Genomic DNA, 25,936 nt, shown 5'->3' with positions numbered 1-25,936 from the left:
CTTCTTGCTCTTTTAGGGCGAACATGATAGAATAAAACAAAACTTTTTTGGAGGATGTTATGGTTTCTACTGCAACACATATTGGAGATTTTCATTTTGACAACTGCTTGATGAATGCTGCTGGTGTCTATTGTATGACACGTGAAGAGTTAGAGCTTGTCGAACAATCAAAAGCAGGCTCTTTCATCACAAAAACAGGAACCCTCTCAGCCAGAGAGGGAAATCCTGAGCCTCGCTATGTCAATACAGACTTAGGTTCTATCAATTCCATGGGCTTACCCAACCAAGGGCTTGATTACTATTTAGACTATGTCATTGAGCTACAAGACAAGCCTAATAGCAAACATCACATCCTCTCTCTTGTCGGTATGTCACCCGATGAGACACACAAACTCCTCAAACAAGTAGAAGCTAGCGCTTACCAAGGACTGGTCGAGCTCAATTTATCTTGTCCAAATGTCCCTGGGAAACCTCAAATTGCTTATGATTTTGAGACAACTGATGCCATCTTAAAGGAAGTCTTTAGCTATTATACAAAACCTCTTGGTATTAAACTCCCCCCTTACTTTGACATCGTGCACTTTGACCAAGCAGCAGAAATCTTTAACCGCTATCCACTAAGCTTTGTCAACTGCATCAACTCTATCGGAAATGGTCTTGTGATTGATGATGAGTCTGTTGTTATCAAGCCAAAACAAGGTTTTGGTGGTCTTGGTGGTGATTATATCAAACCAACAGCCCTAGCTAACGTTCATGCCTTTTACCAACGCCTCAAGCCATCCATCCAAATTATCGGAACAGGTGGTGTTAAGAGCGGACGCGATGCTTTTGAGCATATCCTTTGCGGTGCTAGCATGGTTCAGCTAGGGACTATCCTCCAAAAAGAAGGTGTTGAGGTCTTTTCTCGCATTACTCAAGAACTTCAAGAGATTATGCAAGAAAAAGGCTATGGCACCCTTGATGATTTCAGAGGTAAACTGCACTATATTGATTAACTAAAAACTGGACAATGTCCAGTTTTTATACGCTTTATCATTAGAAAGTGGTACTTATGACTTATCCTCTTACTCATGAAAACGCTCTTCAAGTCGTTCTCAAGGCAGGAAGAATCTTGCTTGAGAGTGGCTCTGAAATTTATCGTGTCGAACAAACCATGGGCTATCTTGCACGCTCTCTTCAACTCAAACAATTTGAAGCTTATGTCATCAGCAACGGTATCATGGCGTCAGCTACCAACCCTAATGGTCAACAAGAAGCACTTATCCTAACCGTCTATGACCAACAGACCAATCTTGGTAAGCTTGAGGCAGTCAATACACTCTCACGTCAACTTGTCCAAAAAGAGCATATTGTTTTGGCTGACGTCTCTGAGCGTCTCGATCAAATAGACCGCATGACACAACCTTCTTTTCCTGCGCATTTATTGACCTATTTTATAGGAGCGGGAAGCTTTTCTCTAGCGCTTGGCAGCTCTCTATCTGATGCTCTAGCAGCTGCTCTAACTGGTTTATTTTTAGGTCTTGTCCTTAGATTATTAAAACCTTTTATCCATACAGGTTTTTTATTAACGATTATCGGTAGCTCAGCTGCTACTCTTTCGGTCAATATGCTTCATCTCCTTGGTCTTGGTGAGCATCGTAGCCTAATCCTCTTAGGCGCTCTAATGATGTTAGTACCTGGAGCTATCTTCACCAATGCTGTTCGTGAGTTATCTCAAAACAATTTTACCACTGGTGTGTCCCTGCTAATGTCCTCACTGTTGATTTGCAGCTCTATTTCAGCAGGAGTCGTTATCATGACAAGTGTCCTCCCTTTTGCCAGTACGCTCACTCAATATTTCCCAGATGCTACTGCTGAGCCTCTTATGCTCTTTTTGAGAACTCTCATGGCTGGACTTGGTACAGTCGCTTTTGCTGTTCTCTACCGTGTACCTCGTTTTTATTACAAAAATTTAGGGATTTTAGGTAGCCTCAGTTGGTTTTTCTATTTGATATTAGATTATAGCTTTCATATTGATGGTCTAGCTGTATTTCTACCTTGCCTACTTATTGCTATTTTATCACGCTTTTTGGCTGCTAGGCGTAAATGCCCTATCACGATTTTTCTAGCGACTAGCATGGTTCCTCTCATCCCTGGATTAAGCCTTTATCGAGCTGTTTATTTTTTATTGACAGGATCAGAAAAACTAGCTGCTGAGCATCTACGTTCCTGCTTTATCACAGCCTTTATGATTGCCTTAGCGATCAGTATTGCCCAACAAATCCCAAAACGTTTTTTTCATCGCACTTAAAAAGGAACCCTAGGGTTCCTTTTTTTGATGACTCACCAATCGCTGTCATAATCTTCTTCTTGATCTCTTTTATCTTCATCAGATAAGTCTTTTTTAGGTCTTGGCGTCACCAGATTGCCATGCTCATCTGTCTTTGGCTTAATGGACTTCATATAAAATACCAACAGCAGTATTTTGATGAGCGTAAAAATAGCTAAAATTGCTAAAAATAGATAAAATAAAGTCATAATCTTTCCTTTGGGAGAAGCAACTAAGCTCTCATTGTCTGGCTGGTACCGTCTTTATGATAAAGATTGACCAAACCTTCCTTACAGGCTCGAATCATATCACCTGCTTGAACGCTTTGTGGTACTGTAATGGTTAACAACTCCATAGGATTGGCAGCACGCTCAATCTTTTGCCCTTGGGCATCATGTAGATCAGTGATATGGCACTCAAAGTGACGAAAGCCTGGTCCGTAAAACTCGACAGCATCCCCTTCCATAATGACATTACGCTGGCGAATGGTAGCTGTCATGTTGTCTGGATTAAAGGAGACAACCTCACCGACAAATTTGTACTGTGGAATTTTGCGACGTGCTCCAAACAACTGCTCTTCTTCACTTGGTGTGTGGTAATAAAAGCCTGTGGCCAGTTCACGCTGTGCAACTTTCCACAATTCATCAATCAGATCATCTTTGATGGCTTCAAACGCTTCAGGGCTTTCCATATACGCATCCACCGCTGCTTTATAGCAGTTAGTAACCGTAGAAACATAATGGATAGACTTCATACGTCCTTCAATCTTGAGACTATCAACACCATTTTCAATCATATCAGGAATATGCTCAATCATACACATGTCAACGGCTGACATGGAGAACTCTTCTGGGATTTCCCCTTTTAGCGAGCGTCGTTCATCCCCAAAAGGCATGTCATAGAGGTTATATTTCCAGCGGCATGACTGAGAGCAACCACCACGATTGGCATCACGATGACTCATATGATTAGACAATACACATCGCCCTGAATAAGAGATACACATAGCGCCATGCACAAAGGCCTCAATCTCGACATCTGTCCGTTTTCGAATAGCAGCTAACTCAGACATAGTCACCTCACGAGCTAAAACAACTCGAGTCAAGCCTAGCTCTTTCCAAAACTCAAAGGTTTCATAATTGGTTGATGAGGCTTGTGTTGAGAGATGAATCTCAAGCCCTGGCGCCTCTGTCGCACAAATCACGATAAGAGCTGGGTCAGAGACGATAACTGCGTCCAATCCCATATCACGCAATTCACGAAACCAAGCGCCTGCACCGCGTTCATTACCCTCGTGCGTTACCATATTGGCAGCGACATAAACCTTAGCCCCACGTGCATGAGCGTAAGCAATCCCCTCACGCATCTCATCCATACTAAAGTTTCCTGCGCGACTACGTAATCCGTAGGCTTGTCCACCGACAAATACAGCGTCTGCCCCATAATCAATGGCGACTTTTAATTTTTCCAATGTTCCAGCAGGTGCTAAAACCTCTGGGCGTTTTAGTGTTTTTACCATAATATTCTCCAATTTTCAAGATTGTCAATGTATAGTAAGTGATGTCCTTAGCCAGTATGCCCTGAAATTAGAAACTCTCTCATACTAGCTTACTTGACTGTTTCAGGATCAAAATCATAAAATCCTGTATCCAAACCGCGCCCTTTTGGATGGAGACTACGAACAGTCTCATCTAGCAAAAAGGCTTCTTCTTGACTAAATGTCCCTTGCTCGATTAGACGAGCGGCTTTTACAAATTGCTTGGCAATATCAACAAAGTTATGCCCAGGGCAATAAATCCCATCCAATTTCCAATGCGTGTAGCCATGAGCTACCAACTCGTTGAGTTTAGTCATCATATTAACATCGTTATTGATGAAAATGTGTGTCCCATGCTTATCCTCATAGATGGAATAATGGGTAGTTTCATCGCTTGGTTCAGCTAAAAACAAACCACGCTCACGTGTTTTTTCATCATCAATATGCGTGAAATTATAATAATTTTGCAATAAAGGACGTTTAGAATGATGAATGACCGAAGCGCCATATACCAATACTTCAGCTGGAAACTCGAGATTTTCAGCCATTTCAAATAGTTCTTCAGACGGAATTTCACGCGCCAAGACAGTCTCGACTGCTCCGTGTTGACCCCAAAAATTAACCTGACGGCTTGATGTCACAAAAACTGATGTATCATAAATCAGCTTAAAATCATACCCATCACGCTTATTGACATAAAAGACGCCAGCATCACCAACCACCAAATAATCAACATGGATAGACTTCATCAGCTCCAAAAACGGCTTGATATTATCCATCATATCCTGATGCATTAAGGCGTTGCAAGCGACGGTCAACTCTTTTCCTGCTTCATGAACCAGCTTAGCAATCTCAGCTAGCTCGTCATAGGTAAAATTATGTGGGAGGCGTAAGCCATAATTTTCCTCACCAACATAAATACGGTCAACACCCACAGCAAGAAGTTCCTTGACTTGTGCAATAGATTCCGCAGTTGCAGTAATAATAATTTTTTCCATAACAGACTTATTTTATCATAAAACACAACAAATGCCTATCATCTCCTTAAAATCCTAGAGACTTTTTCTCTCAGTCTTGAGACTGATTTTAAGTACTTTTTAAAAATAATTGCCAAAAACAGTGACAAACACTACTCTTTATGGTAGAATAATTAGGAAACTTTAAAGGAGAGAGCTATGCCAGTACCTATAAAGCATGAACAAGAGCTAGAGGACCAACAGGTCACACAGCTACATGCTAACCCAAAATCAAAAGCCTTTCACGCTATTGATACCAATTTAAATAAGTATAAAGACTTGATTTTTTTTGCTCAGCTATCTGGCTTTGCTATCAGTACTGTTTTTATAGCTTTTTTACTCCTAACTTTTAGTCTGACACCATTTTGGGCATTTACTCTTGCCCTTGTGGCTAGTTTTGGCTTACGTCTTGGTATCATTGCTCTTATTAAAGCGCGACATTAACAACATCTTAGACAAGTTTTTAAGTCTGAGGTGTTTTTTTAATCTCTCAAAAAAAGAAAAAGATTGAAGTGTTCCTTCAATCTTTTTTGTAACATTATGCTTCTTGATCAGCAAACTGGCTATTATATAAATCGTAATAAAACCCTTTATCCGCTAAGAGACTTTGATGATTGCCTTGCTCGATAATCTGTCCATCTTTTAAGACGAGGATCTTGTCTGCTTCTTGAATCGTTGATAGACGGTGCGCAATGACAAAGCTGGTGCGTCCTTCCATCAATTTTTTCATGGCTTTTTGAATCAACAATTCTAAACGCGTATCAACAGAAGACGTTGCCTCATCCAAGATAAGAATTTTAGGGTCTGCTAACAAAGCTCTAGCAATGGTCAAAAGTTGTTTTTGCCCTAGAGAAATATTGCTTGACTCTTGGTTCATTTCCATATTGTAGCCACCAGGTAGCGTCCTAATAAAGTGGTCAACATTAGCCGCTAGAGCAGCTTCAACGATTTCATTGTCCGTCGCTTCAAGATTACCAAAGCGTAGGTTTTCCTTGATAGTATCCTCATAAAGCCAAGCATCTTGCAAGACCATCCCGAACTGCTTGCGGTATTCTTGTCTAGATAATTGTCTAATGTCATGCCCATCAACGCTGATAGAGCCATTAGTCACATCATAAAATCGCATCAAAAGGTTGATAAGAGTGGTTTTTCCAGCACCAGTAGGTCCCACAATAGCTACCATCTCTCCTGGTTTTACCTCAAGATTAAAATCACGAATAAGTGGCTTATCCTCAACATAAGCAAAATCCACATGATTAAAGCTCACACGGCCACTAAGATTTTCTTCTAGATGTGTTGTCACAGTATCAACTTCAGCCTCTTCATCTAAGACTTCAAAGATACGATCAAGCGATGATTTAGCACTCTGGATAACACTAGCCAGCTGGGTAATGGTTTGGACAGGCTGGCTGATTTGCCAGACATACTGAACAAAAGCCTGCATATTACCAATCGTTAATCTACCAGCTAAGACTTGAAGGGCTCCAAAGAAAGAGACAATCAAATAAGCAAAATCACTGATAGCATTTAACACAGGCATCATCATCCCTGAGATAAAGCTGGCTTTAAAGCCGACATGTCGAAGCTCTTCTGTAATGGCTTGAAAATCTTGTGTCGAATTTTCTTCACGTCCGTAGAGTTTAATGACATTAAAACCTGTCAATTTTTCCTGAACAAAGCCATTTAAATCACCGACTAGATTGGCTTGGCGTTTGAAATAAGGCTGTGATTTTTTGAGAATGTACTGAGATGCTAGATACGTCACAGGCACACAGATCACCAAAATTAAAGCTAGCTGCGCATTGAGATAAAAGACCATAAAGAGTACCAGTACAATACTTAAAATAGCCTCAACCATTTTCAAAAAACTTTGCTGAAGGGCATTAGAGACTGTCTCGACATCGCTAGTAAAACGCCCTAACATATCACCAAACTGGTGTTTATCAAAATAAGAAATAGGAATGCTGTTAATTTTATGACTGAGGTCACGACGCAAGTCACGAACACTATTTTGAACGACATTAGTCATAAAGTAGTTAGACCCATAAGAGCCTATCTCATAGACCAGACCACGTGCAAAATAAACAATCAAAATCATCCCTATAACAGGCATATTGATGTGAGCACCCGCCACTCCTTTTGCCATATCGACAAGATTATTGGTAAGCTCTGTAATCGCTAGCCCCAAAACAAAAGGCTCTAAAACGCTAGCGACAACACTCAACACTTTTAGGAAAATCGCTAAAATAAGCTCCCCTTTATACTGCTTGAGGTAGTCCCACAAGCGAAAAAATACATGTTTTTCTTTCATAGTCTCCTCCTACTCATTGATACTAGATTGATTTAGTTGGGAATTAGCAATTTCACGATAAATGCTGTTGGACGCCATCAATTCTTCATGTGTACCACGTCCGACAATTTCACCTTCATCTAAGACGATAATCTGATCCGCACCCATAATAGTACCGACACGTTGCGCAACGATAAGCACTGTACTATCACCAGTGACCTCTTTAAGACGACGGCGTAAAATAGCATCTGTCTTATAGTCTAGCGCTGAGAAAGAATCATCAAAGATATAGATATCTGGCTTTTTAACAACAGCACGTGCAATAGACAAACGTTGTTTTTGCCCACCTGAGAGGTTGCTTCCACCTTCTGCTAGGTGTGTATCAAAGGCATCCTCACGGCTTTCGATAAATTCCTTAGCTTGTGCAATGTCCGCAGCCTGACGCAATTCATCAATGGTCGCATCTTCTTTTCCGTATTTGAGGTTGTCTCCAATAGTCCCTGTAAACAAAAGTGCTTTTTGTGGAATAAAACCAATCTTGTCTCGAAGTGCCTTGAGATTATAGTCACGAACATCCACACCATCAACCTTGATTTTACCTAAAGTCACATCATAAAAACGTGGGATTAGGTTGACCAAGGATGATTTTCCAGATCCTGTTGAGCCGATAAAGGCGATGGTCTCCCCTGGAGAGGCCTTAAAGCTGATATTGTGTAAAACAGGGTTTTCCGTCTCACCTGGATAAGCAAATGTGACATTATCAAACTCAAGATAGCCATGTTTTTCTGTCTCAACAACCCCATCTTCATTGGGATTGATTGAGATAGGCATGTCCATCACTTCTTTGATACGGCTACTTGAGACTGCCATACGTGGATACATAGTAAACAGATTGGAAAACAATAAAAAGGAAAATAGCGCATGAAAACTATATTCAATAAAGGCTACCAAATCCCCGATTTGCAATTGACTACGCTCAAGAGGAGCTAAGGCAAACCAGACGATCGCAATAATCATAGCTACAATAATTTGCACAAAGAGTGGCTCTGTCAATCCTGTTAATTTAAACAAACGATTGGAAACACCTGTATAGCTGACATTGGCTTTATCAAAGCGTTCTTCTTGGAACTCTTCACGCGCAAAAGCGCGAATCACACGTAACCCTGTTAGATTTTCACGCACATACTGGTTGATCTTATCCAGTAAGGTTTGCTGCTTTTCAGACAAGGGCTTGGTCTTGATAGCTACATAGCCAACTACCCAAGCAAGAAGTGGGACAGCTACTGCCACAATCCAAGCTAATGACGGGCTAGTCACTAAAATCATCAAGACACTAAAGATAATCATCAAGGGCGTCACTACTCCCATACGCAAGACCTGCTCGGTAAATTGCATTAGGACAAAAGCGTCACTAGTCATCCGCGTCACAAGAGAAGGAACACCGATTTGCTCGTACTCGTGATGAGAATATTCTTGTAATTTACGATACATATCATTTCTCATGTCACGAATCATGGTCGATGTCAATTGACTAGAAGCATAACTAAGCGTAATACGTCCAATCACACCTAGGACTAAAATAATAGCCATGACACCCGCCCAATAATAAATCGCTTGAGTATCTCCTTTTGTAATACCTTGGTCAATCATTTTAGCCAAGGCTGTTGGCATCCCTAAGTGAACCAAAACAAAAAATAAGGCTCCTACAACATTTAAAACTAACCACTTGGGATAATGTTTGATATAAGACCAAATATAACCCATATGCTCTCCTTTCTTAACTTTCCAATTGACTTAAATACTCATAACGCTCATAAGCTTCATCAAGCTGAGCATTGTAGCTATCGACTTCTTTTTGCAAGTCAGACAAGCGTGTAAAATCACTTCCACAAGTCGCCATTCCTGCTTCAATAGCTTTAATAGCATCCTCTATTTCCATAATCCGCTCCTCAATAGTCGCCCACTCTTTTTTCTCTAGGTAAGACATCCTCTTTTGAGAGGCTTTGGTACTTTTAGCTTGAGGCTTTTCCTTGGCCGTTTGAGCTTTAAGAGGCGGATTTTCCTTAAAGGCTTTTTCATCCAAATAATCTGTGTAATTACCATAAAAGCTCTCAATCCTGCCATTTTCAAAAGCTAATATCTTACTAGCTACCTTATCCAAAAAATAACGGTCATGACTAACCGTAATGACTGGGCCAGAAAAATCCTGTAAAAACTGCTCCAACACTGTCAATGTGGCAATGTCTAAATCATTAGTCGGCTCATCTAGTAAGAGCACATTGGGCTTTTCGATGAGAATTTTTAAAAGATAAAGACGCTTTTTCTCACCACCTGACAACTTAGAAATCAAGGTCCCATGACTGGAGCGCGGAAATAAAAATTGCTCCAACAGCTCTGTCACACTTGTTGTACCAACCTGTGTTTTGACTTCATCAGCAACTTCTTGTAGATAAGTGATGACACGCTTAGACATATCCATATCTTTGATTTGCTGTGAAAAATATCCTATGCGAACCGTCTCGCCAATCGAAATCTCTCCCTTGCTTGCCTTTTCATGACCAGCAATAAGATTCAGTAAAGTTGACTTGCCGACGCCATTATCACCGACAATACCGATACGGTCTTTATTTTGAATCAAAAGATTAAAATCAGATAGGATAGGTTTATCTCCATAAGCAAAATCCACATCTTCAAACGAAATAACCTTTTTACCAATACGACTGGTCTCAAAGGACATATTAAGCGTTGTATTATCACTCTTTGATGCTAGATTATCCTTTAAATCATGAAAACGATTGATACGAGCTTGCTGCTTGGTCGCTCTGGCTTGAGGTTGTCTTCTCATCCAAGCTAACTCTTGCTTGTAGAGTTGTTTTTTCTTGTGCAGACTAGCCGCATCTCTTTCATCTTGCTCTGCTCTTAGACGAACGTAATCTTGATAATTCCCTTGATATTCACGAAGTTGGGCATTGTCCAACTCAAAAATACGACTGGCAACATTATCCAAAAAATAGCGATCATGGGTGATAAAAAGCACCGTCTTTTTACTATTAGTCAAATAATGTGTCAGCCAAGCAATCGTCTCAATATCTAGGTGGTTCGTAGGCTCATCAAGAAGCAGTAAATCGACATCATTGAGAAGGACTTGCGCTAGCTGGACGCGACGTCTCAAACCACCAGACAAGGCGGCTAACTCCTGATCTAGCTGTGTGATGCCAAGCTTAGTCAAAACGGTCTTGACCTCACTTTCAATCGCCCAAGCATCTAAACTATCCATCTCAGCCATGACACGCTCTAGTTGATCTTGCTTAGACTCATCATAAGACAACAACAACTCTTCATACGCCTTAATCAACTGCATCTCACGTAAATCCGAACTCAACACAGCCTCAAGCACCGTCTTGTGCTCCTCAAAGTCAGGCTCTTGTGTCAGATAAGCTATCTTATAATCATTCGGACAAGAAAAAGGAGATACATCTCCATCAAAGCCTAATTTACCTGCAATCACATCAAGAAGGGTTGTCTTGCCTGTACCGTTGACACCAATAATCCCAATCCTATCTAAATCATGGATAATAAAGGAAATATCTTTAAACACTGTCTTATCACCGACAGACTTACTCAGTGAATCCACTAAAAAATCACTCATTGATTTGACTCCTTACAAAACCCATAATGGCTTCTTTTTCATTGGCTAACACTCCTGTCACAATAGCCTGCTCAATCAAGGCTAACACTTTGCCCAAATCTGGACCTGGTCTTAGACCTAGCTCCTCCATCAAATCAGCACCATTGACGACAATCTCATGCTTATCATAAATGGCTAAATCCTTATAAACTGACTCAATACGCTCTAAATCAACATCTAAACCTGTTATAAAACGCAAATGCTCAGCTAACAAGGTCAACTCTTTGCCATAATGATAGACAAGAGGTTTATCGACCTCACCTTCTAAGCGCTTTTGATAGATCTCTAAAATAGCTGTCACATCTCGTTGAAACTGGCTAGATGTCTTCCAAGCCTTCAAAAAAGATTTAGGCTTATCACAGTCAAGAAAATACAAGAGACAAGCCCAAGCTTCCTCTGACTGCTTAAAGCTAGCTTCTCTTACGACATGACACATACGCTCTAATAAAGGTAGCTGACCTTGTAAAAAAGGCAAATACTCATAAGCCTTACAATCTAGTAAAGCGCTCAAACCTTTTTTCCAATAAGGTGCTAATAAAAGCTTGTCCAGTTCAATAAAAGAGCGCTCTACCGATATCTTAGATAAGAGATGAGCGTACTCACACATGGCCTCAAAAGTCGTTGGCTCGATAGTAAAATCTAGACTAGCGCAAAAGCGCAACCCTCGCAAAATCCTAAGAGCATCCTCATTAAAGCGCTCGTTTGCCTGACCAACAGCTCTCAGTAAATGCTCATCAAGATCATCAAGACCTTTGAAGTGGTCAATGATATCTCCATCAGGACTCAGCGCAAAAGCATTAACCGTAAAATCTCTACGCTTTAAATCTTCATTTAAGGAGCGAACAAAGGTCACATGACTAGGACGACGATAATCCACATAGACATCTTCTGTCCTAAAGGTCGTAATCTCATACTCACACGAATCATCCAGCACCAAGACCGTACCATGCTCTATACCAACATCTACCGTGCGTTTGAAAATACGCTTGATTTCCTCAGGATAAGCACTTGTTGCTATATCGACATCGTGAATGGGGCGATCAAGTAAGACATCACGGACACTTCCTCCTACAAAATACGCTTCAAAACCAGCTGAACGTATTTTCTCCAATATGGGCAAAGCCTTCTGAAACTCAGAAGGCAAATGGGTTAATTTCATAATAACTGTTCCAAACCATATGCTAATCTATCTAGGGTGATGACTTTTTTGATAGCTAGATTAACGCCCTTCATAAAAGAGGAGCGATCATAAGAGTCATGACGCAAGGTCAAGCCCTCACCCTCACCGCCAAAGATAACTTCTTGGTGAGCTACAAGTCCAGGCAGGCGGACACTATGAATCCGAAAACCATCAAAAGCTGCACCTCTTGAGCCAGCTAGAATTTCTTCTTCATCAGAAGCACCTTGCTCTTTAGATGAACGCACTGCTGAGATTACTTCTGCTGTTTTTAGTGCAGTCCCACTAGGGGCATCTTTTTTCTTATCATGGTGCAACTCGATAATCTCTAAATCTGGGAAATAACGAGACGCCTTAGCCGCAAACTCCATCAATAAAATCGCGCCAATGGCAAAATTAGGAGCAATCAAGCCCCCTACTTTGCGTGTCTCAGACAAGGTTATCAACTCTTTGATATTATCATCACTAAAGCCTGTGGTCCCTACTACTGGTGAAAAGCCCTGCTCAATCGCAAAGTGTGTATGGCTATAAGCTACCTCAGGAGTCGTAAAATCAACCCAAACATCTGCCTCAAGACCAATCAAAGCTTCCTTGTCATTAAAGACAGGAACGCCGTCTATCTCACTTTCTTTTGCAAAAGGATCTAAAAGAGCTACAGCCTCTAGCTGATGGTCATTTTGTATCATCTTAAAAGCAGTCGAGCCCATTTTTCCCTTAAATCCTGCAATAATGACTTTTATACTCATCACATTATCCTTTTTAAATCTTTGGTGTCACTCCAAAAGCTACTGATCCTTCTCCTAGGTGAGTCGCAATCACGCCACCAAAAGTCACCATATCCACATCTTGGTACCCTGCCTCACGCATCATCTCATAAAGGCGCTCTGCCTTTTCTGTTGCATTGGCATTGATGATGAAAATATCATATAAATCTTGGTCAGGTGACGTGGTTTCTTGTAAGATAGCCAGCAAGCGTTTCATGACTTTTTTTTCTGTTCTAACCTTTTCATAGACCACGATTTTACCGTCTTCATTGAAATAAAGGATAGGCTTTACACTCAATAAATTGCCAATAATCGCAGCGCTATTAGACAGGCGCCCTCCTTTAACCAGATGATTTAAATCATCTACCATAATATAAGCTTGGGTCTTTTTAATCTGTTCATCTAATTTTTCTAAAATAGCTTCAAAGCTCACCCCTTCACTGGCTAAGCGCAGGCAATTTTCCACCATACGACCTAAAGGATAAGAGGTGATGCGGCTATCTGGAAAAGCCAGAGTCATCTTAGGATGTTCCTCAATAAGAAATTGAATATTTTGCCAAAAACCTGAAATCCCTGATGACAAGAACAGTCCAATGGCATGAGTAAAACCTTCTGCTTCAAGCTTTTCTAAACACTCTTCTAAATCAGCTAGGCTTGGTTGGCTAGTCTTTGGTAGTTCTTTAGAGGCAGCCATCTTTGTGTAAAATTCACTTAAGCTGATCGTTTTCCCCTCTACATAAGACTCCCCATCAATAGTGATGGGGATATCTAAGACATAGACATCAGAGCGTGCCTTAACCTCTTGAGGTAAGACAGCTGTACTATCTGTTATTAACGCTAATTTCATTACCTATTTAAACTCCAAATTCAAGCCCGGACGATCAAGGGCAATTTCTGTAACTTCATACGTAAGGCGTTGCACCATATCCAAAAGAGGTGCCGCTAAATCTTCGACCTCTTCCTGACTAAAATCTTTTGGTGCTTGAATGATACGATTTTTTATATGGACCATTTGAGAGACAGCTCCGCTAATCACAAAGCTATCACGAACCACCATAAACTGAAGCACTGCAACAACACTGGTTGATACAGCTACTTCGTCTTGCTTAGCTAGCTGAAAGGTCACCTCAAAATTGGTTTTTGGCTCCCCATTTTCTTTTTCCCACTCTAAATTTCTAGCATCATAATGGTATTGATTGACAAATTCTTGTTCACGTGTCATTTCCATAAAATCTTCTCCTGACCATTAACATAGTTATGCCTATTATAGCACAATTTAACTAAGGATAAAAGCTAGAATTTCTTTTGTGGATGCTTGGCTATGATTTCTGGATGATTGGTAAGTGCTTTTTGACCCTTTATAGTTAGTGAGAGCCCTCTAATGCTAAAAAGTCTGCCTAGCTCCTCTTCAGAAAAGCTCTGCTTGATAGCCTTATCAACATCACTTCGCTTCATTTTTGAAAGCCCCTTAAGACCTCTTTCTTTCAAAAAGACTTTCAAGCGACTAGCTGGCAGGTGCGCTAGTGAGTCTTGTGCTGAGTCAATCACTACATAACCTTCAGTAATCAGATGATCTAGCTCTTTTTGAGCCTCAATGCCGTAGCTATACTCAAAATATTTGGAAAAAGGAGTCTCTGTGGTAAAGGTTCCAAAGTTAATCCGCCACAACAAAATAATATGCCCTGGTAATAACCCTTCTTGTGTCCTTTGCATATTACGCTTAGGCACTTTAGGACTCAGACGAATTTCTTCTAAATCACGGTCTTTAGAGATATAGGGCATTTCTGGATAATCATGGTATAAATCATTAAATATAGTCATGTCACCTATTATACCAAAAAATAAAAGTAAACCTACGATTATGATGCTTACTTGCGCAAAAAAGAGACTAAGGACTCTCTTAATCTCATCTAACTTCTTGATGTTTGATATGAGGTGTTGATATGGTCATAAAAGTCACCAAATCCTCACGAATAATACGGGCGATACGCTCTGGTCGCTCTGCTTTTCGGCGAGCAAACCAACGCATGAAAATCGCAATAATACTGCTAACTGCTGAGTCTCGATAATACTCTAGATCAGCCTTATTTAAAATCAGCTTTTCAAAGTCAAAGCCTAACATTTCAAAATAGCTAACCACCTCACTCATGGCAAATTGTTCGATACCTTCTCTAGCACGCTCACGAATATGAGGGGTTGAGTTGCGTCCTAGTAAACCTGCAAACAACTCTTCATCTTGTAAAAAAGTAATGATTTCAATCAAAGCTTGATTTAAATCTTCCGCGCTTTCTCTATGAGCATCACAAATCGATTTGACTTGCTTTGCCAAAAAGTCAAAGTAAGAACTTACCATGGCATCTTTATCTGAAAAGTAAAGGTAAAAACCAGAACGACTAATCAAGGCTTCTTCTGCAATCTGTGTCGCTCTTAGTTTGTCATAGGGCGTTTCATGAAGTAGTTTTCCTGCTGCGTGGTAGATCTGTAGTCTTGTTCGTAATTTTCGTACAGTCGTCATCACTTGCGCTCCTTATCTTAATAAAATGAGACCTAAAACATATGCCATTCTAACACATTTTTCTGAAAAATCAATGCTTTAAGTCCATATTTTTTAAATTTCTTTCAAAAACTTTCAGAAATAAGAAAAAAACACCACTTATCAAACACTTCTCGCTCAATCGAGATACTGCTTGACAAGTTGGCGTTCATTGTCTAAAAAATGACGATACTCGCCTGCTTTTAGACTATCATCCAAGTGAAAAGCCCCAAAACGTAAACGTTTTAAACCAATCACCTTAACACCGTAGGCCAAAAACATTTTCTTAACCTGATGAAATTTCCCCTCACTAATGGTCACATAAGCTGAGCTAAACGTTTCTGATGCTTCGATCAACTCTAGCTTAGCCGCCTGACACTGCGTGCCATCATGAAAGATAATACCTCCTTCAAAAAAGGTGATGGCATCTTCTCCTAAATAGCCATTAACTTCTACATAATAAGTCTTTGTGACATGATGTTTAGGATGAAGCATACGAAACCCCAAAGGACCATTATTGGTTAACAGCAATAAACCTTCGGTATCCCTATCTAGTCGTCCGATTGGGTAAAGCCCTTCTTTTCGATCTTTATCTGATAATAAATCAAGAACCGTCTGATGCTCTTTGTCAGACACAGCACTGACAACTCCTTTTGGCTTATAGAGCATCAGATAAGTATGACCACAAGATGGTAGTTTTCTCCCCTCTACTCGGATATCCTGTAAACCACTGTCAACGATACGGCTAGAATTATTCACAATCTCGCCATCAACAGTGACCTTTTGAGCTTGAATTAAGCGCTTTATAGTCTTTCTGGAGCCATACTGCTGATGCTCCAATAATTTATCGAGTCTCATTAGTCGGCAAGTAAAGCTGCTGCTTCTTCATCTAAAATGAGAGTCAGATTAGGATGATGTTGAAGGACGCTAGCAGGCAGATCTGGTGTCACTTCACCTTTGACAAGACCATAGATGGCTTTTGCCTTGTCTTTACCATAAGCCATCAAAACGACTTGCTTAGCTGCTACAATAGAGGCAATCCCCATAGAAATAGCCTGCTTTGGAACTTCCTCTTCTGTACTGAAAAAGCGACTATTAGCTTCGATAGTGCTAGGGGTTAAGTCAACCACATGTGTCGTCTCATCAAAAGGCGTTCCTGGCTCATTAAAGCCAATATGGCCATTGCGTCCAATACCTAAAATTTGAAAATCAATGGGATGCTCACTGATAATCTGATCATAACGAGCTGCCTCAGCTTCTAAATCTTCTGCCAAACCATTTGGCAAATAAGATGCTTTAAACGGTTTTTGATTAAACAAGTGCTCTTTCATAAAATAAGCGTAGCTTTGCGGATGAGAACTAGCCAAACCAACATACTCATCTAGATTGATACTAGTCATCTCAGAAAAGTCGAGATCACTTGCAACAACTTCTTGATAAAAAGTCAGAGGTGTGCTACCTGTGGCTAGCCCTAAAGTCTGACTTCCTTTTTCCATGCTTTCTTTTAAAAGTTCAAATGCTTTTTGACCACCTTCTTGAGTGTTTTTGACAGTGATGATATTCATAATAGCCTCCTCTTTGGTCTATACCGATTGATTACCTTTATTATATGGTATAGACCAATATTTGTCAAGTAAAAATCAGACTAAAACCTCAACTCAGATTTATGATATAATAAAGAAATCAAATCAATGCTTACAAGGAGACTATCGTGAATACAACTGATTTTAATTTTGACTTACCTGAACAGCTTATTGCCCAAACCCCCCTAGAACAGCGTGATAGTTCTAAACTTCTTGTGATTGACCATAAGACACACCGTATGGTCGATAGTCATTTTGACCATATCATAGATGAGCTAGAAGCTGGAGATGCCCTTGTCATGAATAATACTCGTGTCCTACCAGCCAGACTTTACGGCGAAAAAGCAGATACTCATGGGCACGTAGAATTACTACTCCTTAAAAATACAAAAAACGATGACTGGGAGGTGCTCGCCAAACCCGCTAAGCGCCTAAAAGTTGGTAGCCAAATTATATTTGGTGATGGGCGACTTAAAGCTACTGTCACTAAAGAGTTAGAGCATGGTGGTCGCATTGTGCGCTTTAGCTACGAAGGGATTTTTCTTGAAATCCTTGAAAGTCTCGGTGAAATGCCCCTTCCTCCTTATATCCATGAAAAATTAGAGGATCAAGAGCGCTACCAGACCGTTTATGCCAAGGAAAACGGCTCTGCAGCGGCACCGACAGCTGGACTTCATTTTACACAAGAGCTACTTGATAAGATCCAAAAAAAAGGAGTCAAGCTAGTCTATCTAACCCTGCATGTCGGACTTGGAACCTTTCGACCTGTCTCAGTGGATAATGTCGAAGAGCATGAAATGCACTCTGAATTTTACCATTTATCTGCAGAAGCTGCAGAAACACTCAACCAAGTCAAATCCCAAAACAAACGCATTGTTGCCGTAGGGACAACGTCTATTCGTACACTTGAGACCATCGGTTCTAAATTTGGCGGTAAATTGCAAGCTGACTCTGGCTGGACCAATATCTTTATCAAACCAGGCTACCAATTTAAAGTTGTTGATGCTTTTTCAACCAACTTTCATCTGCCAAAATCCACACTTGTCATGCTAGTCGCTGCTTTTGCTGGACGTGAGTTTGTCTTAGATGCTTATGAGCATGCCGTCAAAGAAGGGTATCGCTTCTTTAGCTTTGGAGATGCCATGTTCGTTAAATAAGATAGGATAACCAACACCACTTTTTAACAAGGAATCTGGGCTTTTTGTCCAGCCTCTATAGGATTAGAAAGAAGAGAATGATGCCCGTTTTAAAACGATTGCTAGCGCTTGGTCTTCTCATCTTTTTGGCTATGAGTATCTATGACCATGAAAAGCAAAACTATCATTTTGAAAAGACTTATCACCATCAGCAAAGTAGCTTTCAATATGTTATCGAGCACAATAAAGCTTATCATGCCATGTCTTTTCAAGAAAAATTACGGATACGTCGGATCCTCCTAAAACACATCAAATCACTGCAAAAAGCAGGATGGACCAATCAAACTATCCAATCAGCTTATCTGCGCTATCTCCCACAAGACTCACTTACTCTAAAAGACCTTGATGAACAGCTAGAAAACAGTCAAATCATCGCTAGCCAAACCTTTAGACGTCTCTTTAAGACACAATTAGCCACTCTACAAACCCAAGAGCCACTCTATCAGCTAGAGCATGCTAAACAACTGCTACAACTCTTATTAGATAGCGCTCATATGCCTGATGAACTCAGCGATAACACTAGTGAGACCAAATCCTTATTGACACATTTTGATGACAGTTTGTCTCCCAGTGACAGCTTATGGCAAGATGTCGCTCAGCTAGTCCAAATCGCTTATCCTAATGACTCTCTTTCTAAGACAAACACACTCAATCGGCGCCTCCATCAATTTCGCTACGTCATTGCTTGTCAACAAGCCAACTGGATCCGAAAACACTATAAACAACAGACCGACAGTGATGCCGATGCCCTTGCCAAGTATCTAGCCCAACTAGATAGCAGTCAATACTCACTGACAGAGCCTGCTCGCTACCATAATAAAATTGCTAGCCGCATCAATACCAAAGGGCAACTAAAGTCTATCTATCCTGACAACACCAAAAATAGTAATTTCAAAGTGGTGATTACCTTTCATAGCGAATTTATCCTCTCATCAAGTGGTGATTTTCTGTTGGCCTTAGATACTAAGGACCACTCTACAAATGGTATCATCAATAGCGCTACCTTTAATTATGCTAGTCAAAATGACACGCGCCATATCCAGCTTGACATCACTCCCATCACCTATCACGAACCTGACTTTGTCAATCACTCATTGACCCAAAACAATCTGACCTTTCGTGAAGCCTCGATAGATGAATATAAAGACAAGTATAATCCTATTTATAGCCGTCATCATAAATCAGCAAAACAACGCTCAAATGCTGCTCGAAAAGCCTTTAAACGCCTACTTCAAAACTACCTCACCCTCTCCCAAAACGACTCACATCACTAAACATACCTTGCCCTTGATTCTCAAGGGCTTTTCTTGTAAACCATCTCGAAGCTAAGGTTTTAGAGGCATCAAAAAAAGAATGCTAAGCATCCTTTTAGTTCATATTAACACGATGCCATTCATTGATGACATAGCATAGCTGGGTGAGTTGATAGTAGCCATAAGGATTTATCTCGGTACTCGTCTCATCAGACCCTCCCAAACCTTTAGTATAAAGGGCTACAATATAAGGCTTTTCCTCGTACACAATCGCGCCTACATTCAGCGCTTCACGCACATAGCCTGGTTTTTGGGCGATGGTTAAGCTATTGCCAAGCAAACCTCGATAGTATTGATTAGGAAAAGCAATCTCCAGATAATACAATAAATCGGCATATTTATCGCTATGCTGATACAAATACTCTAAGACCTGGATATAATAATCCGTAGTCGTTTTATTACCTTCCTGGCTAATGGTTTTTAGGGCTCCTTTAGACTTACCATAACGCCCAAACTGCTGATAAGCCTTCTTAATCCCCCCTAAGCGCTCAGCCAAGGCATAAGCAGGCGTATTTTCCGAATAGACAAGCGAATATTCTTGCATTTCTGGGATAGTCATCGCACCATTAAAAGCTGCCACATAGCTATTGTGCTCCTCTATGTACTCGTAGGTCGTCTGAGTGATATCATAGCGCTCTGTCAAAGACAAGTCCCCTTTTGCCACCTTGTCCATGACTAGCATATTTAAGGGTAATTTATAAGTTGATCCTGCCGTCATAGGCTGTGTATCATTTAGTGCTGCTGTCTGTCCTGTTGTCAAATCTTTATAAGACAAAGCCACACTATCCTCAGCCAAACCAAACTCACTCATATAAGCCTTGACCGTCTCTTCTAAGGATAAATTAGCGTAATCATAATAAAGCCCTAAACTATCCATCTCGACCAAGTCTTGTGCCATCACAGCTTCCTTATCAGCTTGGCTTTTAGGCACGATTCGTTGCGTCTTAGATTGTTTTGTTTGAGCTAATGGCTTATTGTCGCTATCTTTTGATTTAGTGGCTTGCTCAACCATCATGGCAAATACACACACAATCATAAGGCTCAAAACACCTAAAATAATACTTGCAAAAATAGCATCTACTTTTTGCTCTCTGTTATGTCTTGCTTTTTTCATATCACTTCTATTGTAAAACTTTTAAGATAAATTGCAAGTCTTTTAATATTTTTTTACAAAATGATAACAAAAAGACTATGGCTAGCATAGTCTTTTTCAGTCATTAGGCTTTAGCAGCCTTGTAGAGTTCATCTACCTTATCCCAGTTAATAACTTCAAAGAAAGCCTTAATATAATTTGGGCGGACATTACGGTAGTTGAGATAGTAGGCGTGCTCCCAAACATCCAGTCCTAAAATAGGTGTCTTGCCCTCAGAGATAGGCGTATCTTGATTAGCCGTTGAGGTTACTTCAAGTTTGCCATCTGCATTGACAACAAGCCAAGCCCAACCCGATCCAAAACGGCTAGTCGCAGCTGCTGTAAAGGCTTCTTTAAAAGCATCAAAAGAACCAAATGTCGCTTCAATATCAGCTTCTAAATCACAAGAAATCGTAGTCTTTTCAGGAGACATAATCTCCCAGAAGAAGGCATGATTTAAATGACCACCACCATTATTGATTAGCGCTTGGCGGATGTCTTCTGGAATTGCCTCAACATTTGCTAGTAACGTCTTAACATCATCACCAAGCTCAGGATGCTTTTCAAGTGCTGCATTCGCATTTGCAATATAAGTCGCATGATGTTTATCGTGGTGAAGTGTCATCGTTTCTGCATCAATATAGGGCTCTAGCGCATCATATGCATAGGGTAAATCTGGTAATGTAATTGCCATGACAAAGACCTCATTTCTTTTTTAATACTTCCATTGTAAAAAAATCTAGCCTAGCTTACAAGTAATTTGATTGCAAGGCGTTATCATTAAGCCATCAATTTTAACAAAGCCAGCTCAAATAGATAGGATTTATCATATAAGCCTTTTTTAATAGCAGCGTCTGTCTCAATCAACAATATCAAGGATTTAGCTAAAAATGCATACGATAAACCTCTCGAGTCACGAATAGCATAGCGAATCTGATAAGGATTGACGCTACGTCCTAGATAATCAGACAAACTCTCTTTTATCTGATACTCTGACTGTCCTCGACTCGATAAGATAGACACCTGCATAAAAAGACGAAATTGACCTATCATAATGGCAATTAACTTAATCTCATCCTCACCTTGCAAGCGCAAATCAGCTACTAACGCTAAACTCTCCGCCACACGCTTATTTAGCACTAACTTGGTCAACTCAAAAATATTGTCTTGTAAGGTTTTAGGGATCGCTTCTGCAATGTCCTCAAGGCTAATCTGACCTTCTGTTTGATAGGCTATTAGAAAAGCCATATTTTTGTGTAGGCTAGCATAATCAAATCCTGAGCGATGCAACAATTCCTCAAACGCTCCCTTCTCAAACACTAAACCGTGCTGATGAGCATACTGCTGAAAATAAGTCTTTAGCTCTGCTTCTTTAGGTTTTTTGGCTTCAATGACCTTACCATCGCGTTTTAACAACTTCACTAAGCGTCGTTTGCTATCCAATTTCCCTGGCGCTAAGACAATCAACTTGGTACTTGAGACAGGCGCTTCCAGATAAGCTTCAAACTGCTTGAGAGAGCTTTCGTCTAAATGATGTTTTTTGGTAGTCGTAATATCTAACACATTGTCTAAAATAACCACCTTATAATCAGACAAAAAAGGCAAACTCTCTAAATCTAGCTGCGCTTTCTGATAATCATCTTCAGCTAAGTCAAAGTAAGAAAAACTAAGACTAGCCTTATCAAAGCCAATCACCTCAAGTAAACTCTCTCTTAGCTGAGCATATTGTCCTAGGTCATCTCCTGTCAATACGGTAAGCGTCCCTAATGTCTCTAACGTCAACTGACGCACATCTTCTATTGCAATCATAGTTTTATTATATCATAACTAATCAAATAGTCCCCTTCTATACTATGTCATAATAACCCCAATATCAGTGCTATCAAAACCAAAAAAACAAGCGAGAAAAACGCGCTTGTCAGCATAAAATACTATTATAAGCTTGTGATCTTAGGCTTGGTTGGTAAACAATAAAAGATCAGTAAGGTAATACGACACCCTAGGCAAATCACGAAACCGACATAAGGAATGATAAGAGCAAAATCTCCTAAAACGAATAAGATAAAGCTAGCGTTAAAACCCGCATCACGCAACCGACGCACTTGGAGAGCTAGAGTTGGTATGTAACACAACAACAACCAAATCATAAAAAGAGCAAAAACAACCAAAATAATCGGCACCAACCGCACCCACGTCAGCTCAAAAGCATTCAGAGATAAAAAGATGCCCTGACCTTGTAAATAATCAAGAACAACAGGAAGACCACCTAACAAAATAGCTAACATCACCACAAACGATAGACTGATAAGACTATTTAGCAAAACGATAAACCAAAATTGCTTGCGACTACTACGCCCTTTAAAATTCGCGTAATTTGCCCAAAAGGCTCGATAATAGGATAACATATGCATCCCTCCTTATCTTTCATTATAACACTATGAGAAAATAAAGGAAGGAAAAAGTCTAATCAGCTCTCACTGTCTCTATACGCCAGCTATTGAGTCCTATAAAGCGAATAGCACCACTCTGATCAGTCCGTAGGACAACTACTATTGACCTCCTCTAGGCGCTCTAGGGTCTCCTGATGAGGATGTTGGTAACGATTATTAAGCCCTGCTGAAATCACGGTCAAGCGTGGATTGATATGTTGTAAAAAGGCCAAACTAGACGAGCCTTTAGAACCATGATGCCCTGCCTTTAGTACATCCACTGCCAAATCAGGATAGCTCGCTATCAAGCGCTCCTCCCCTTCTTTTTCTAAATCACCTGTTAATAAAAAGCGAAGTCCTAGCAGTTGCCCATATAAGACTATGGAATCATTATTCTTGCCATCACCTATATCCATAGGATAGAGTACTTGTAATTGACTGCCCATGATCTCTAGACTATCTCCTGCTTGAATGGTCTTAACAGCTACCTTCATCTGATTCAGGCGATTAACAAAATCAGCATTAGTCAGACTACCAGACGAGACAAGAACTTCTCCGATAGCTATCTGTTTTGCAACCACTTCCATATCCCCCATATGGTCAGTATCGGTATGAGTTAATACTAACTGGTCAATACGTGCTATCCCCCTACTACGTAGATAAGGTAATAAAGTCCTCTCAGCATTGCTATCTGAATGCCTCTCTTGCCAAGTCTCTTTTTTAGCAAAAGTAACCTTTCCACCGACATCAATCACAATAGTCTTTCCCCAGCTATCTCGAATCACTATACTATCTCCCTGACCTACATCTACTATCGTCACCTCATTGGTCAAGGGATGCTTAGTCACGCTAAAAAGACTGACCAATAAAATAGCTAAGCAAAGAGCTTGTTTTTGATGCTTATGATAATCATATAAAAAACCGATCAAGACAAGCATGGCTATCGCCACAGCTATATGAGGGCTACCTAGAATAAATGGTCTCTCTACTAGATGTGAGATAGTCGTAAGGCTCGATTCTAATAAACGAAAAAGGGGATTAAAGAAAGACAGACGAATAAAAGGAGACACGATAAAACTAAGACTCAGTAGCGGTAACATCAGACTATCAAACAAAAAGGATAGCATGGCAGTCAGTATCAATGACAAGGGCTGAAAACTAGCAAATAAAAGCATCAAAATCGGCAAAATGCCCAGACTAACCCACAGCGTCGTCACAACCCCAGCTTTAAAACGTGACCTATCTCCTACATCTATCAAAGCCAGTAAAAAGGCAAAAGAAAAACTCAATAACCCACTACTAGTCATTAAAAAATAGGGCATTGCTATTAGCATAATAATGAAGGTCAAAGCGAAATTATCCAATCGCTTAACACCATACTGACTCAATAACGACTGAATCAGACTACGGCTAACAGAAACACCAAAACCTGTTAGCCCTCCATAAAGAAAGGAAAAAGGAATCTGCCATAGTCGTGTCGCCTCCCTGGTTAACCCACACCTAAGACACACATATCGAAAACCATAAATAAAAAAACCTACTTGAGCGCCTGACAAGGCAAATAAATGAATAATACCTAGATTCGTATAAATATCACTCATCTCCTCAAAAGACTTATCCAAATAACCAAATAAAAGCCCTGTCATATAGTGCCTCATAGGATCTGGAAAGGCTTGAGACCTCACAATAGCTACGCGTCGCCATTCTCTTAATAGCAAAAAAGGATTGTAATGCTTAATAGCCTTTTGCGAGATAATACTATCTATCTGAGCGACACGATGAATCCCTTGATAGTAGAGATACTCTCGGTAGTCAAAGCCTGAAAAATTACGCTTTGGACTCGCTTCTTGAAGGTCTGCCTTGACAGTCAACTCAAGAGGTTTTGTCACTTGTTCAAAGTACTGTTTTTCCTCAATACTCTTTAACTGGTAAAAGGCCTGATAGGTCTTTCCTTCTTGACTTGCCCTAAAAGACATTAAATCACCATTGATACTAATCGTATCTGGCAGCAAGTGAAGTTGGCTTATCTGCGTGCCTTCCTTACGATAAGCGTCTTTTTGATGATGGTGGTAGAGTGATAACCCAAGTCCAAACAAAGACAAAAGCACCGCTATTTCCCAAAAAGAAGTAAAGCCATAACGATAGCAAACAAAGCCTAGAGAACAAATCAGAAAAATGCCCAATAATAGATGTGGACTTATCACTAAGTAGTAAGCTTGTAAAAGCAAAAAGACCAGATAAATAGGCTTTAAGGGACAGTTATCAATCCACTGTGACCGCATGGCGTAATCTCTCTAATGTCTTGTCTCCAATACCTGAGACATTCTTTAAATCATCAATAGAGGCAAAACCGCCTTGTGTCTCACGATAGTCAATAATATCTTGAGCTCGTTTGCTGCCGATACCTGATATCGTTTGCAAATCAGATAGTCTTGCTGTATTAAGGTTGATTTTGTCAGATTCTTGGCTAGACGCTGATGAAGCATTAGCTGTTGTCATTTGCTGAGGAAGACCAGCCATGTCTTCTCCTTCTTTAGCGACGTAGATAAGCGCCTCATCTGTTAATTTTTGAGCCAAGTTGATGGATTTTTTATTGGCATCTGCGCTCAAGCCTCCTGCTTTTTGAATAGCATCTGACACACGACTATCACTAGATAGCGTATAAACACCTTCTTTTTGCACAGCTCCTTTGACATCAACGACAATGCTCGTTGATTGAGAGCTTGTTTGTGACAAGCCTTTGGTCGCCTCTTTTGATGATGAACTACTAGTGGAACTAACACTCATAACAGATAAGGGCTCTAGTTGAGCAGATGACTTTGGCTTAATAATAAGGGCAAATAAACAGACCAAAACCATTACCAAACCTGTACAGATGATGGCTAATAGTTTTTGCGCTTTTAGCTTTTCAATAATCATATCAAACATGACACGTCCTCCTACTTATCTATTCGCAAAAAGGCAACTAAA

At 40.3% G+C, this 25,936-nt stretch carries 24 protein-coding genes and 1 pseudogene; 5 read left to right on the top strand and 20 right to left on the bottom strand.

Annotation, left to right across the window (positions count from 1 at the left end; genetic code table 11):
- The first annotated feature begins 59 nt into the window (after positions 1-59).
- Positions 60-995: a dihydroorotate oxidase gene (locus ACLN19_RS05210; RefSeq protein WP_413384014.1), complete on the top strand. Its 936-nt coding sequence runs from the start codon at positions 60-62 to the stop codon at positions 993-995.
- Positions 996-1,051: 56 nt separating this feature from the next.
- Positions 1,052-2,290, top strand: a complete 1,239-nt coding sequence (locus tag ACLN19_RS05205) for a threonine/serine exporter family protein (RefSeq protein ID WP_413384011.1) — start codon at positions 1,052-1,054, stop codon at positions 2,288-2,290.
- Between the two features lie 32 nt (positions 2,291-2,322).
- On the opposite strand, the gene ACLN19_RS05200 is transcribed toward ACLN19_RS05205, so the two are convergent.
- The 3 genes from ACLN19_RS05200 to ACLN19_RS05190 all read right to left on the bottom strand — a co-directional run bounded on the left by ACLN19_RS05200 (position 2,323) and on the right by ACLN19_RS05190 (position 4,843).
- Entirely contained in the window at positions 2,323-2,517 is a 195-nt protein-coding gene (locus ACLN19_RS05200) for a hypothetical protein (RefSeq protein ID WP_413384009.1), read from the bottom strand.
- 23 nt (positions 2,518-2,540) lie between these two features.
- On the bottom strand, positions 2,541-3,827 hold the full coding sequence (locus tag ACLN19_RS05195; protein ID WP_413384007.1) for a peptidase U32 family protein: 1,287 nt from the start codon (positions 3,825-3,827) through the stop codon (positions 2,541-2,543).
- An 89-nt stretch (positions 3,828-3,916) separates the two neighbouring features.
- On the bottom strand, positions 3,917-4,843 hold the full coding sequence (locus ACLN19_RS05190) for a peptidase U32 family protein (protein WP_413384005.1): 927 nt from the start codon (positions 4,841-4,843) through the stop codon (positions 3,917-3,919).
- A gap of 177 nt (positions 4,844-5,020) precedes the next feature.
- Here ACLN19_RS05190 and ACLN19_RS05185 point away from each other — a divergent pair, with 177 nt between their 5' ends.
- Positions 5,021-5,305, top strand: a complete 285-nt coding sequence (locus ACLN19_RS05185; RefSeq protein WP_413384003.1) for a DUF3270 family protein — start codon at positions 5,021-5,023, stop codon at positions 5,303-5,305.
- A gap of 94 nt (positions 5,306-5,399) precedes the next feature.
- Here ACLN19_RS05185 and ACLN19_RS05180 read toward each other — a convergent pair whose 3' ends face one another.
- The 11 genes from ACLN19_RS05180 to ACLN19_RS05130 all read right to left on the bottom strand — a co-directional run bounded on the left by ACLN19_RS05180 (position 5,400) and on the right by ACLN19_RS05130 (position 16,878).
- On the bottom strand, positions 5,400-7,172 hold the full coding sequence (locus ACLN19_RS05180; protein WP_413384001.1) for an ABC transporter ATP-binding protein: 1,773 nt from the start codon (positions 7,170-7,172) through the stop codon (positions 5,400-5,402).
- A 9-nt stretch (positions 7,173-7,181) separates the two neighbouring features.
- Positions 7,182-8,915, bottom strand: coding sequence for an ABC transporter ATP-binding protein (locus tag ACLN19_RS05175; RefSeq protein WP_413383999.1), 1,734 nt, complete (start codon positions 8,913-8,915; stop codon positions 7,182-7,184).
- Positions 8,916-8,928: 13 nt separating this feature from the next.
- Positions 8,929-10,800 (bottom strand): ABC-F family ATP-binding cassette domain-containing protein, encoded by a 1,872-nt coding sequence (locus ACLN19_RS05170; RefSeq protein ID WP_413383997.1) that lies wholly within the window; start codon positions 10,798-10,800, stop codon positions 8,929-8,931.
- Positions 10,793-11,998 (bottom strand): CCA tRNA nucleotidyltransferase, encoded by a 1,206-nt coding sequence (locus ACLN19_RS05165; RefSeq protein ID WP_413383995.1) that lies wholly within the window; start codon positions 11,996-11,998, stop codon positions 10,793-10,795. The genes ACLN19_RS05170 and ACLN19_RS05165 overlap by 8 nt, the downstream gene beginning before the upstream one ends.
- On the bottom strand, positions 11,995-12,762 hold the full coding sequence (gene dapB, locus ACLN19_RS05160; protein WP_413383993.1) for a 4-hydroxy-tetrahydrodipicolinate reductase: 768 nt from the start codon (positions 12,760-12,762) through the stop codon (positions 11,995-11,997). Before dapB ends, ACLN19_RS05165 begins: the two co-directional genes overlap by 4 nt.
- 13 nt (positions 12,763-12,775) lie before the next feature.
- Positions 12,776-13,627, bottom strand: a complete 852-nt coding sequence (locus ACLN19_RS05155; RefSeq protein WP_413383991.1) for a DegV family protein — start codon at positions 13,625-13,627, stop codon at positions 12,776-12,778.
- A 3-nt stretch (positions 13,628-13,630) separates the two neighbouring features.
- Positions 13,631-14,008 carry a DUF1149 family protein gene (locus ACLN19_RS05150; RefSeq protein WP_413383989.1) on the bottom strand — a complete coding sequence of 126 codons (378 nt, stop codon included), beginning with the start codon at positions 14,006-14,008 and terminating at the stop codon, positions 13,631-13,633.
- Positions 14,009-14,073: 65 nt separating this feature from the next.
- A complete protein-coding gene (locus ACLN19_RS05145; protein WP_413383987.1) occupies positions 14,074-14,601 on the bottom strand; it encodes a hypothetical protein in 528 nt (175 codons plus the stop codon).
- A gap of 85 nt (positions 14,602-14,686) precedes the next feature.
- A complete protein-coding gene (locus ACLN19_RS05140; protein ID WP_413383985.1) occupies positions 14,687-15,295 on the bottom strand; it encodes a TetR/AcrR family transcriptional regulator in 609 nt (202 codons plus the stop codon).
- Positions 15,296-15,451: 156 nt separating this feature from the next.
- The gene (locus ACLN19_RS05135) at positions 15,452-16,171 is read right to left on the bottom strand and encodes a pseudouridine synthase (RefSeq protein WP_413383983.1); all 720 of its coding nucleotides are present in this window, start codon (positions 16,169-16,171) and stop codon (positions 15,452-15,454) included.
- Positions 16,171-16,878, bottom strand: coding sequence for a glucosamine-6-phosphate deaminase (locus ACLN19_RS05130; protein WP_413383981.1), 708 nt, complete (start codon positions 16,876-16,878; stop codon positions 16,171-16,173). The genes ACLN19_RS05135 and ACLN19_RS05130 overlap by 1 nt, the downstream gene beginning before the upstream one ends.
- Positions 16,879-17,024: 146 nt before the next feature.
- On the opposite strand from ACLN19_RS05130, the gene queA reads away from it, so the two are divergent.
- Together queA and ACLN19_RS05120 are read left to right on the top strand one after the other, a co-directional pair.
- Positions 17,025-18,053, top strand: coding sequence for a tRNA preQ1(34) S-adenosylmethionine ribosyltransferase-isomerase QueA (queA, locus tag ACLN19_RS05125; protein WP_413383979.1), 1,029 nt, complete (start codon positions 17,025-17,027; stop codon positions 18,051-18,053).
- 77 nt (positions 18,054-18,130) lie between these two features.
- Complete coding sequence (locus ACLN19_RS05120; RefSeq protein ID WP_413383977.1) at positions 18,131-19,366, top strand: DUF3114 domain-containing protein; 1,236 nt, start codon at positions 18,131-18,133, stop codon at positions 19,364-19,366.
- Positions 19,367-19,460: 94 nt separating this feature from the next.
- On the opposite strand, the gene ACLN19_RS05115 is transcribed toward ACLN19_RS05120, so the two are convergent.
- The 6 genes and pseudogenes from ACLN19_RS05115 to ACLN19_RS05090 all read right to left on the bottom strand — a co-directional run bounded on the left by ACLN19_RS05115 (position 19,461) and on the right by ACLN19_RS05090 (position 25,894).
- Entirely contained in the window at positions 19,461-20,519 is a 1,059-nt protein-coding gene (locus ACLN19_RS05115) for a serine hydrolase (protein ID WP_413383974.1), read from the bottom strand.
- A 103-nt stretch (positions 20,520-20,622) separates the two neighbouring features.
- Positions 20,623-21,231 carry a superoxide dismutase gene (locus ACLN19_RS05110; protein WP_413383972.1) on the bottom strand — a complete coding sequence of 203 codons (609 nt, stop codon included), beginning with the start codon at positions 21,229-21,231 and terminating at the stop codon, positions 20,623-20,625.
- Positions 21,232-21,317: 86 nt separating this feature from the next.
- On the bottom strand, positions 21,318-22,346 hold the full coding sequence (gene holA, locus ACLN19_RS05105; protein WP_413383970.1) for a DNA polymerase III subunit delta: 1,029 nt from the start codon (positions 22,344-22,346) through the stop codon (positions 21,318-21,320).
- A 125-nt stretch (positions 22,347-22,471) separates the two neighbouring features.
- Positions 22,472-22,942 carry a DUF805 domain-containing protein gene (locus ACLN19_RS05100; RefSeq protein ID WP_413383968.1) on the bottom strand — a complete coding sequence of 157 codons (471 nt, stop codon included), beginning with the start codon at positions 22,940-22,942 and terminating at the stop codon, positions 22,472-22,474.
- 58 nt (positions 22,943-23,000) lie between these two features.
- Positions 23,001-25,248: pseudogene (locus ACLN19_RS05095) on the bottom strand (DNA internalization-related competence protein ComEC/Rec2).
- Positions 25,229-25,894: a helix-hairpin-helix domain-containing protein gene (locus ACLN19_RS05090; protein WP_413383966.1), complete on the bottom strand. Its 666-nt coding sequence runs from the start codon at positions 25,892-25,894 to the stop codon at positions 25,229-25,231. The pseudogene ACLN19_RS05095 and the gene ACLN19_RS05090 overlap by 20 nt, the downstream one beginning before the upstream one ends.
- Positions 25,895-25,936 lie beyond the last annotated feature (42 nt).

The organism is Streptococcus lishijunsis (assembly GCF_047290665.1).
In the GTDB taxonomy this organism is placed as follows: Bacteria; Bacillota; Bacilli; order Lactobacillales; family Streptococcaceae; genus Streptococcus.
Note: the sequence above shows the minus strand (reverse complement) of the source record. Positions and strands in the feature narration are given on the sequence as shown.

Coding starts and splice junctions, on each gene's coding strand:
- ACLN19_RS05180 (WP_413384001.1), bottom strand. CDS start 7,172: ATGAAAGAAAAACATGTATTTTTTCGCTTGTGGGACTACCTCAAGCAG.
- ACLN19_RS05200 (WP_413384009.1), bottom strand. CDS start 2,517: ATGACTTTATTTTATCTATTTTTAGCAATTTTAGCTATTTTTACGCTC.
- ACLN19_RS05205 (WP_413384011.1), top strand. CDS start 1,052: ATGACTTATCCTCTTACTCATGAAAACGCTCTTCAAGTCGTTCTCAAG.
- holA (WP_413383970.1), bottom strand. CDS start 22,346: ATGATTGCAATAGAAGATGTGCGTCAGTTGACGTTAGAGACATTAGGG.
- dapB (WP_413383993.1), bottom strand. CDS start 12,762: ATGAGTATAAAAGTCATTATTGCAGGATTTAAGGGAAAAATGGGCTCG.
- ACLN19_RS05195 (WP_413384007.1), bottom strand. CDS start 3,827: ATGGTAAAAACACTAAAACGCCCAGAGGTTTTAGCACCTGCTGGAACA.
- ACLN19_RS05130 (WP_413383981.1), bottom strand. CDS start 16,878: ATGAATATCATCACTGTCAAAAACACTCAAGAAGGTGGTCAAAAAGCA.
- ACLN19_RS05210 (WP_413384014.1), top strand. CDS start 60: ATGGTTTCTACTGCAACACATATTGGAGATTTTCATTTTGACAACTGC.
- ACLN19_RS05135 (WP_413383983.1), bottom strand. CDS start 16,171: ATGAGACTCGATAAATTATTGGAGCATCAGCAGTATGGCTCCAGAAAG.
- ACLN19_RS05165 (WP_413383995.1), bottom strand. CDS start 11,998: ATGAAATTAACCCATTTGCCTTCTGAGTTTCAGAAGGCTTTGCCCATA.
- ACLN19_RS05175 (WP_413383999.1), bottom strand. CDS start 8,915: ATGGGTTATATTTGGTCTTATATCAAACATTATCCCAAGTGGTTAGTT.
- ACLN19_RS05090 (WP_413383966.1), bottom strand. CDS start 25,894: ATGTTTGATATGATTATTGAAAAGCTAAAAGCGCAAAAACTATTAGCC.
- ACLN19_RS05190 (WP_413384005.1), bottom strand. CDS start 4,843: ATGGAAAAAATTATTATTACTGCAACTGCGGAATCTATTGCACAAGTC.
- ACLN19_RS05100 (WP_413383968.1), bottom strand. CDS start 22,942: ATGTTATCCTATTATCGAGCCTTTTGGGCAAATTACGCGAATTTTAAA.
- ACLN19_RS05115 (WP_413383974.1), bottom strand. CDS start 20,519: ATGAAAAAAGCAAGACATAACAGAGAGCAAAAAGTAGATGCTATTTTT.
- ACLN19_RS05120 (WP_413383977.1), top strand. CDS start 18,131: ATGATGCCCGTTTTAAAACGATTGCTAGCGCTTGGTCTTCTCATCTTT.
- ACLN19_RS05155 (WP_413383991.1), bottom strand. CDS start 13,627: ATGAAATTAGCGTTAATAACAGATAGTACAGCTGTCTTACCTCAAGAG.
- ACLN19_RS05185 (WP_413384003.1), top strand. CDS start 5,021: ATGCCAGTACCTATAAAGCATGAACAAGAGCTAGAGGACCAACAGGTC.
- ACLN19_RS05145 (WP_413383987.1), bottom strand. CDS start 14,601: ATGACTATATTTAATGATTTATACCATGATTATCCAGAAATGCCCTAT.
- ACLN19_RS05150 (WP_413383989.1), bottom strand. CDS start 14,008: ATGGAAATGACACGTGAACAAGAATTTGTCAATCAATACCATTATGAT.
- ACLN19_RS05110 (WP_413383972.1), bottom strand. CDS start 21,231: ATGGCAATTACATTACCAGATTTACCCTATGCATATGATGCGCTAGAG.
- ACLN19_RS05170 (WP_413383997.1), bottom strand. CDS start 10,800: ATGAGTGATTTTTTAGTGGATTCACTGAGTAAGTCTGTCGGTGATAAG.
- ACLN19_RS05140 (WP_413383985.1), bottom strand. CDS start 15,295: ATGACGACTGTACGAAAATTACGAACAAGACTACAGATCTACCACGCA.